The sequence below is a fragment of the Microcoleus sp. S13_C3 genome (genome assembly GCF_036700905.1).
Lineage (GTDB): Bacteria > Cyanobacteriota > Cyanobacteriia > Cyanobacteriales > Microcoleaceae > Microcoleus.
Genome location: NZ_JAUBPT010000156.1, coordinates 1 through 1302, shown reverse-complemented (window position 1 = coordinate 1302; position 1302 = coordinate 1). Strand labels below are relative to the sequence as shown.

Here is a 1302-nt window from a genome sequence, read left to right as displayed (position 1 = left end):
CCCGTTTATCCATTAAAGAGCTACTTTTGAACGTTAAAAATTAAAAATCAAAAATGAAGAATATTTCCTCATTTTTGATTTTTAACTTTTTATTTAGACGACAGCGGCGATCGGGCGGCTGGCGGAAGGACGGCGATCGATCACTTGATCGACTAATCCGTAGTCCTTTGCTTCTTCAGCGGACATGAAGAAATCCCGTTCGGTATCTTCTTCAATGCGGGAAAGCGGCTGACCGGTATGGTTGGCAAGATGTTCGTTCAGGCGGCGTTTGTGGTACAAAATCTCTTTGGCCTGAATTTCAATATCGGTTGCTTGTCCTTGAGCTCCGCCTAGAGGTTGGTGGATCATAATCCGGGAGTGAGGCAAACTCATCCGCTTGCCTTTAGCGCCGGCACTCAACAGAAAAGCGCCCATGCTGGCGGCCAAACCGAGACAAATAGTGCAAATGTCGGGGCGGATGTGGTTCATCGTGTCAAAAATGCCCATACCTGCTGTTACCGAACCCCCTGGGGAGTTGATATAGAGGTAAATATCTTTCTCCGGGTCTTCGGCGTCTAAAAATAGCAATTGGGCAACGATCAGGTTAGCCAAGTCTGAGTCAACCTGTTGGCCCAAGAAGACGATGCGATCGCGCAGGAGTCGCGAGTAAATGTCAAAGGCGCGTTCGCCGCGACCGGATTGTTCTATAACTGTTGGGATCATTGACGCCTGCCTGCCTATTACGTATCTTTTTTTAATTTTAGCGACTAGGGCTCAGTTATAGTTAGCGATCGGTGGCGTGCGATCGAGAAATCGGCAAAATCCTTGAACTGGGCGGGGTTGGGGCGGTAATTTGTCGAAGTTGTGGCGGGGGTGCGATCGGAAATCCGATCCTGCAGGCGATCGATTTTGAGGAAGCGGACATCAATAAACGTTAAATGTTGTTATGTGGCGATCGTATCATTGCGAGAACTTCCATCGCTCGATCGCGGCTGACACTAGGAAAATGGTCTAAAAATTCATCGACCGAATCACCAGCTTCGAGATAATCAAGTAGAGTCTCGATCGGGACGCGAGCACCAATAAAGACAGGAGTTCCACCTAAAATATCGGGGTCGCTATGAAAGATAGTAGCTGCGTATTGCAAAGAAAAGGCTGTGACATCAAGACAATCTTCTTCACTCCAGGTATCACTTTGCTCGAAAGATCTGTTAGTTTCCATCGCTAAATCCCCACTGGATTTTTATACTGTAGTTTAGACTAAAAAATGAGCGCAGCTAAAAGTAGCCACCTTTGAATCTCAGGCAAGCTGTTGCTCAAAAA

3 protein-coding genes are annotated in these 1302 nt (G+C 47.0%); all 3 read right to left on the bottom strand.

The window, feature by feature from the left end:
• Positions 1 to 93 precede the first annotated feature (93 nt).
• Positions 94 to 702 carry an ATP-dependent Clp endopeptidase proteolytic subunit ClpP gene (gene clpP / locus QUA16_RS29595; RefSeq protein ID WP_006635758.1) on the bottom strand — a complete coding sequence of 203 codons (609 nt, stop codon included), beginning with the start codon at positions 700 to 702 and terminating at the stop codon, positions 94 to 96.
• 61 nt (positions 703 to 763) lie between these two features.
• Positions 764 to 904, bottom strand: a complete 141-nt coding sequence (locus QUA16_RS29590) for a hypothetical protein (RefSeq protein WP_333181550.1) — start codon at positions 902 to 904, stop codon at positions 764 to 766.
• Between the two features lie 9 nt (positions 905 to 913).
• Positions 914 to 1201, bottom strand: coding sequence for a DUF433 domain-containing protein (locus QUA16_RS29585; RefSeq protein WP_333107719.1), 288 nt, complete (start codon positions 1199 to 1201; stop codon positions 914 to 916).
• Positions 1202 to 1302 lie beyond the last annotated feature (101 nt).